This is a genomic window from Sphingomonas sp. (assembly GCF_051962185.1).
Taxonomy (GTDB): domain Bacteria; phylum Pseudomonadota; class Alphaproteobacteria; order Sphingomonadales; family Sphingomonadaceae; genus Sphingomonas.
In genome coordinates this window covers 1-7750 of the sequence record NZ_JBQCCN010000122.1, presented here as the reverse complement: position 1 = coordinate 7750, position 7750 = coordinate 1, and the positions used below count along the sequence as shown (strand labels likewise).

Below are 7750 nucleotides of genomic sequence, written 5' to 3'. Positions count from 1 at the left end.
CTATCTGGTCTCGCGCCGCGACGTCGATGCCAAGAGGATCGGTGCGTTCGGCTGCTCGGGCGGCGGCACTGCGACGGCCTATATCGCGGCGATGGACGATCGCGTGCAGGCGGCCGCCTCGGCCTGCTACGTCAACGATTTCAAACATCTACTGGCGGGCCCTGGTCCGCAAGACGGCGAGCAGAGCATTCCCGGCTTCATCGCTGCCGGCCTAGATCTGCCCGACTGGGTCGAACTCGCTGCGCCCAAGCCCTACGCCGTGATCTCGACCACCGAGGATATGTTCCCGTTCGACGGCGCCAGGGCCGCGGTCGCCGAGGCACGAAAGTTCTGGGGCGCCTATGGCAAGGCCGACCGGGTGGAATGGTATACCGGCCCCGGCCCGCACGGCGCGATCGCACCGATGGGCGACAAGATCATCGACTTCTTCCGCCGCAATCTGCGCGCGACCGGACCGGTCGTGCCGTTCGAGCGGCTGCAGCCGCCGCGGCCCGAGGACGTGCTGGTGACGCCGACCGGGCAGATCGCGACCTCCGGCGGCGGGACGACGCTGGCCGACATCAACCGCGCGCGGGCGAAAGCGATCGTCACGCCGGCATCGCCGCCGGCGATGGTGCGCGAGAAGATCCGGGCGTTGACCGGTGCGGTCGCGGTGCCGGGAGCGGCGCCGGATGTCGACATGGGCGATGGCGGCCGCGTGACGCTGCAACTCGCCGATGGGCCGATCGAAGTACGGATCAAGCGGCCCTCGGCGCCATCGGGACGCGTTCTGCTGCTGCTCGATCCGACCGTCTCGCTCGACGCGCTGGCCGCGTCCAATGGACGGATGGCGAAGCTCGCCGCCGCGGGCCGGACCGTCGTCGCGCTCCAGCCGCGCGGCGCGGATGGCAGCGAGGAGATCAAGTCGAGCCTGGTCGGCGACCAGAATCTGCTCGCACTGCGGGCATTGCTGGTCGGGCGGACGCTGACCGGGATCCGCATCGACGACGTGATCGGCACGGTCGATTGGCTGGCCAGGCTCGAGCCGAACGCGCGCATCACCGTCGCCGGCACCGGCACGATGGGGCCGATCGCGCTGCAGGCGGCGGCGCTCGATCCGCGCATCGCCGCGGTGCGAATGGTAGCGAGCCCGCTGTCGTTCCGCGACGCCGTCAACCGCCCCATCGCGCGCGACTTGCCGGCGATCACCGTGCCCGGCGTGCTCAAGGCCTATGACCTGGCCGACGTCGTCCGCGCGCTCGACGGGCGGCCGGTCGAACTGGTCGCGCCGGTCGATCCGGTCGGCGTGCCGCTGCGCCAGGCCGAGGTAACGCGGCTGATGCCCAAGGGCGCGACCTGGAGCTGGTCGGCGGCGGAGCTGCGGCCGTGAAGCGTCTGCTGTTCTCCCTGTTGCTGGCGCTCGGCGTCGCGGCCCCGGCGCATGCCGCGCTGCGGCTCCCCGCCAGTGCGCCCGACCAGGTGCGCTGGGCGGCGGGCGAGCTCGACCAGGCGCTCGCGCGGCACCGTCTGAGCCGTGCCGATGTCGACGTCGCGGTGACGATCGTGGTGAAAGGAGAGCCGGGCGATCAGGCCTTCGCGCTCGACCGCTCGGGCGCTTCGGTCACGATCGTGGCCGGCGGTACGGCCGGCGCCAAATATGGCCTGCTCGAACTCGCCGAACAGGTCCGCGCGGCGTCGGGCAAGGACTGGCGCGCGATCGCCGCGACCCTCCGCCCGACCAGGCAGAAACCCTGGGTGATGATCCGCGCTGACAATGCGTTCATCCACATCCATCCGTTCGTGCTCAACGACCTGACGATGTGGCGCGCCTATATCGACATGCTGGCGCGCAACCGCTTCAACATGCTCGACCTGCACGGCGCCTACGATCTCGACACGACCGGTTTCTCCAACCTCTATCCGATGCTGGTCCGGGTGCCGGGCTATCCGGGCGTCGGCGATCCGGCCGAGCAGGCGCGGAATATGGCGTCGCTCAAGGCGATCGTCGCTTATGCCAGTGCGCGCGGCATCCGCGTCGCGCTGATGAACTATTCGATCGACGAGGATCGTCCGCGCTCGCCGACCAGGCCGCCCTCGCCGGTCAAGGGCGTCCCCGCCGACAGGATCGCCGACTACACCGCCCGGGCGACCGCGCAGCTGATCCGGGACCTGCCGCAACTCTACATGCTCGGCTTTCGCGTGGGCGAGACCGGCCAGCCCGCCGATTTCTTCAAACAAGCCTATCTGCGCGGCTTCGCGATGGCGGGGAACAGGAACCTCCGGCTCTACACCCGCAGCTGGCTGACCTCGAAGGAACAACTCGAGCCGATCGCGGCGGCGGCGCCGGGCATGTTCGACGTCGAAATCAAGTACAATGGCGAGCATCTCGGCCTGCCCTATCAGGCGATGCAGGAGCGGTTCGCGACCTATAGCTACGAACATTATCTCGACCGTCCGGCCGATTACGGTGTGCTGTGGCAAGTGCGGTCTAACGGCACGCACCGTTTCTGGTCGTGGGCCAACACCGACTTCATCCGCCAAACCGTGCGCACCTTCCGGCTCGGCGATGCGCGCGGCTTCACGCTCGAATCGCCGGTGTCGTATTTCAGCCCTTATGCCGCGAAGATGTACCGCGCGCCGGCCGACCGGGCGGTGTTCCCTTATGTCTGGCAGAAGGATTGGATGTGGTACCTCGCCTGGGGTCGGCTGGGCTACGATCCGGACCTGCCCGAGGCGACCTTGCTCCAGGCGTGGCGCGAGCATTACGGCGCGGGCGGCGACGAGGCATATCGCGCGATGCAGGCGGCGAGCCGGGTAGTGCCGCTCGTCTATGCCTATCGCTTCATCGGCGCCGACCATCGCGATTATTCGCCCGAGACCGAAACCGGCTACACGACCAACGACAGCGTGGTCGGCTCGCGCACGCCGATCCCGCTCAGCCTGATGCAATATGCCCAGGACCAGACCGAGGACGACCGCAGCTTCCTGCCGATCGACAAGTTCGTGCTGGGCAAGATGGATGGGCTGGTCGACGGCCGCTACGGCCCGTTCGCCATCGCCGCGCGGCTGCGCGAGGCGAGCGGGGACGCGGACAGGGCGATCGCGGCGATGCCCAAGCTCGACGGGCGCGCGGCGGACGAATGGCGGCTGCTGCGCGTCGACCTCGAAGCGGCGGCGCGGCTCGGCGACTATCATCGCGACCGGATCGAGGGGCTGGTGTGGCTCGACCATGGCGTGCGGACCAACGAGCGCGGCGAGATCGATCGCGCCAACGATCTGCTCAAGCGCTCGCGTGATGCCTGGGCGGCGCTCGCCGGGCTCGCCGACCCGGTCTATCAGCCGCTCAACAATCCGCTTCGCCGCCAAAAGGCTTTCTCCTGGGGACCGGCGCTGGCCGGGCTGGAGAAGCTCGACGCGACCGCCGAGGATCTGTGGAACGCCCGGCCCAAGGGCGCACATCATAATCCACTGATACTGACCGACACCGACAAGGGCGGAACGGGCGGACTGGCCGTCGCCGGCCAACCTGCGTTTCGCATCGCCGCCGACGGCAACAGCGTCGCGGTGACGGCCAAGGCGAGCGCGGCGCGGCCGATCGATCGGGTGATCCTGTGGTGGAAGCCGCTGCCGAGGGATGCGCATTGGCGCGCGCAAGAAATGATCGCGAGCGGCGACGGCTGGCGCGCCGAGGTGCCGTTCACCCGCGAAGGGTTGATGTACGCGGTCGAGGTGCAGGATGCGGGCGGCAATGCGCGGAGCTTCCCACCCCAGGCCGAAACGCGGCCCTTCTGGGTGATCGACCCGCGATGATCGCGCGCCGCGCCCTCGCCTTGCTGCTCGCGACCGGCATCGCGACCGCCGCCACCAGACCGTTGCCGGTCACGATCCGCGAGCAGGGCGTGCTCTATACCGGCGGGCAGGTGTCGGGGGACCGCGTGTCGGGGCAGATGCATGTCTTCTATCAAATTCCGGCGCGCGTCCCGCCGCGCCATTATCCGATCGTCTTCATCCATGGCAGCCGGCTGACCGGCGCGGGCTTCCTCGGCACGCCCGACGGGCGGCCGGGTTGGGCGACGTGGTTCCTTTCGCGCGGCTGGCCGGTCTATGTCGTCGACCAGCCGGGCAAGGGGCGGTCGGGCTATTTCCCCAAGGCGTACGGCCCGCAGGAGCACGACCCCAGCCGCAAGCAGATCGTTGAGCGTTTCACCGCGAGCGAAAAAATGTCCCCGCTCCCCTGGCCCACCGCGAAGCTGCACACGCAATGGCCCGGCACGGGCCTTCCCGGCGATCCGGCGTTCGAGCAGTTCTTCGCGTCCGAAGTCGCCAACATGCCCGATGTCGACATGCAATATGCGCTGACCACGCGCGCGGTGACCGAGCTGCTGAAGAAGATCGGCCCGGCGATCGTCGTCACCCATTCGCAGGCCGGGCCGCTGAGCTGGATGATCGCCCAGGCCAATCCTGGGAAGATCAAGGCGATCGTCGCGGTCGAGCCGACCGGCAATGCCAATCGCGAAGGCAAGGGGCCGGCGACGCCGTGCGGGATCACCGACGCCTGCCTGATGTTCACGCCCACTTTGCCTGGTGCCGCCGAGCTCGGCATGACGCGCACACCCGAGAAAGCGGCGATGGGTGTCGATTGCTGGCTGCAGTCGAGCGCGCGCTACAAGCTGCCCTGGCTCGCGCGAACGCCGATCCTGATCGCGACCGGCGAGGCCTCCTATCATGCCGGCCAGGACTATTGCACCTCGGCTTTCCTGACCCAGGCGGGGGTGCCCAACGACTATGTCTACCTTCCGACCGTCGGCATCCGCGGCAACGGCCACATGCAGATGTTGGAGAAGAACAATCTACAAATCGCCGCTTTCTATGAGAAGTGGTTGATCCAACACGTGAAATAAGCGGCCGGATGGGCCGGAAAATCGTTATTGATACCGGTGTCATAAGTTTCTATCGATCAGCGGCCCGAACAGGGGCTTTGGGAGAGTCGGCCGCCACGAAGCGGCCACGATGCGAAAGAGAGCGGAATGGCGAGCAGGAAGCGGGTGGCGTTGCTGGCGGCGGTCGGTGCCGCGGCGTTGATCGGATCGGGCGCGAGCGCGCGGGAGGCGCCGCCCAAGCTCTTGTTCCACGTCTCTGCTGACAAGACGCTCACCGCCGACACCGCCGGCGGCGAAGCGGTGCCCAATTTCCAGTCCAAGGTCGCGATCGTCCCCACCGGCAAGGCTGGCGGCGCGATCCAGTGGCAGGATGACGGCTATGTCGCGTGGAAGGCGCCAGGTAACATTTATGCGCGGCGCGGCACGCTTTCCTTCTTCTGGCGCTCGCGCACGCCTGTAGGCGAGGCGCCGTTCGTGCTATTCCGCGTCGGCTTCGCCGATCACACCAGTTGGGACATGGCGTTCCTGCGCATCGACTGGAACGGCCATGGCTTCGACGCTTTCGTCACCGACAACAACCTCGCGCGCGAGCGTGTGTCGTTCCGCATGGACACTTTGCCTTCGCCGACTGACTGGCACCACATCGCCTTCGCCTGGGACGAAGCGGTCGGCGTGCGCCTGTTCGTCGACGGCAAGGAGGTCGCGCGCAAGGATCAGAAGGCCGTGCTCGACAGCGGGCTCGACCAGTTCGGCCTGGCCGGCCGGATCATCTCGCCGCACCAGGTGCAGAGCCGCTACAGCTTCATGCGCGGCAGCGACGTCGACGAGATCCGCGTGTACGATCAGATGCTCGATGCCGGTGCCGTGGCGGCGTTGGCCAACAACAGCAATCCGGCGGACGACAAGCCGGTCGCGAGCGACGAGCGCGCGGCGTTCCTCCATCGCTACGGCTTCGACGGCGCCTCGCCGCCGGTACTGACCGCCGACAGCACGAGCATCCGCAAGGTCGAGTTCGCCGATGCCAAGGATTTGAAGGAATGGATGTGGAAAGGCGTCGACGGCATTCCGGAGACGACCTGGCCCGGCGTCTACAACCGCTCGCGCCTGCCCGGCCGCGACGATTATTTCGAGCTCCCCGACTGGAACGTCTATGTCGAGGGCGGCAAGGCCTATGAACTGACGATCCCAGCCAACGAGACGGTCAACCGCGTCGAGATTCGCGGTGCCGCCTATGGGTCGCTCGATTATTCGGCGGACGGCGGCAAATATTCATTGCTCGCCAAGCGGCCCGAGGGTGTCGAGAAGTCGATCACCAGCTTCGGCGGCAAAACCGGCGGCAAATTGCGCTTCACCAACATCGCGCAGGAAACGCCGATCCAGGAAATCTGGGCGTATGACATCAAGGACGGCGCCGAGCCCAAGGGGACGCTCAAACTCAATTACGTGGTGGATTCGAAGACCGCGCCGGCCTTCGCCAACCTTGCGCCGCTGAACGATTTCATCGCCGGCCGGTTCTCGCCCGATGAGCGCGCCACCGTCGTCGCGCTTCCCGCGAGCGCGGGCCATGCCGCGCCAGGCGCGGGCAGCGCTACCGCGGCCGGGAATGCGGTGCGCGGTGCCAACGACGCGCCGATCGTCCACATCCTGATCCCGTCGGATTTCGGCGACGCCTTCGCGGCCAAGCCGCTGGCGCGTGCATGGAACTACACCTGGGCCAATGTCCACGACGGGCTCGACGGTATCGCGCTCGACATTCCGGCCTTGAAGGTCGCGCCCAACAAGGACGGGGTGATCCCGCTCAACATCCGGATCAAGGACCCGATCTGGCCGCAGCGCGACATGATCGACGTCACCGTGTCGGTAAAGCCGGGCCAGGCGCGGACTTTGTGGCTCGACCTGCGCGACCGCATCCTGACCGACGATCCCTTCTACATCACCATCGCCAGCGCCTCGCCCGATTTCGGCGCGGACTCGCTCGACGGCATGAATGTGCGGCTGGTGTTCAAGGACCGCGAGGACGCCAAGAAGGAGCATATCCAGGACCGCTTCACCGAGGTGAAGGACAATTGGGGGTTCCTGGTCGAGGAGCATACCGCTTCGGGCCGTGAAGGGCTGTTCCAGCGTCTCAGGGGCGACATCACCGACCTGCTCCGCGTCGATCCCGACAATCTCGAAGGCCGGCGCTATTGGGCGGACATCAGCTACGGCGCGACCGGCATGCCGCCCTTCACCCAGCCGACGCCGCCCGCCGGCGTGCCGCTCTGGGCGTTCCGGCAGTTGGAGGATCTCAAGCTGACGCGCCAGTTCGTCGACTGGTGGATCGACAATCGCCAGGTGCCCTATGGCGATTTCGGCGGCGGCATCTCGGACGATGTCGACCTGCTCGAACAATGGCCCGGCCTCGCGCTGATGGGGGTCGATCCCGACAAGATCAACGCCTCGCTCCGCGCGCTGTCGGACTCGGTCTACAAGAACGGCATGCGGGTCAACGGGCTCGGCTATATCACCACCGACGAGCTCCACGCTTATGAGGAAGGGCTCAATTCGGACGCCGAGCGGCTCTATCTCAATTGGGGCGAGCCCAAGGCGCTCGAACGGCTGATGGCGACGGCCAAGGCGCTGACCGGCATCATCCTCAAGAACCCCGCCGGGCACATGCACTTCTCCAGCAATTGGTACGGCGGCCGCAAGGTGTACCGCGAGGGGCCGTGGGAATGGCAGAAGCCGTACAGCTTCACCGTCATGCACGCGCCGATCCTGATGGGCGTGTACAATGCCAATCCGACCGCCACCGGCCTGGTGACCGGCGTGGTCGACGGCTGGATGGCGCATGGCAAGAAGGGCGCCGACGGCAATTGGACCTATCCCAACGAGATCAACTGGCGCACCGA

At 67.2% G+C, this 7750-nt stretch carries 4 protein-coding genes; all 4 read left to right on the top strand.

From position 1 onward, the window contains the following. The coding region (locus ACTHJR_RS06915) for an alpha/beta hydrolase family protein (RefSeq protein ID WP_440522393.1) at positions 1-1369 on the top strand (1369 nt) is incomplete at its 5' end. Then, positions 1366-3789 (top strand): hypothetical protein, encoded by a 2424-nt coding sequence (locus tag ACTHJR_RS06910; protein ID WP_440522392.1) that lies wholly within the window; start codon positions 1366-1368, stop codon positions 3787-3789. The genes ACTHJR_RS06915 and ACTHJR_RS06910, both read left to right, overlap by 4 nt. Next, entirely contained in the window at positions 3786-4880 is a 1095-nt protein-coding gene (locus ACTHJR_RS06905; protein ID WP_440522391.1) for an alpha/beta hydrolase, read from the top strand. The genes ACTHJR_RS06910 and ACTHJR_RS06905 overlap by 4 nt, the downstream gene beginning before the upstream one ends. A 126-nt stretch (positions 4881-5006) precedes the next feature. Then, on the top strand, positions 5007-7750 hold a 2744-nt coding region (locus ACTHJR_RS06900), incomplete at its 3' end, for a LamG-like jellyroll fold domain-containing protein (protein ID WP_440522390.1).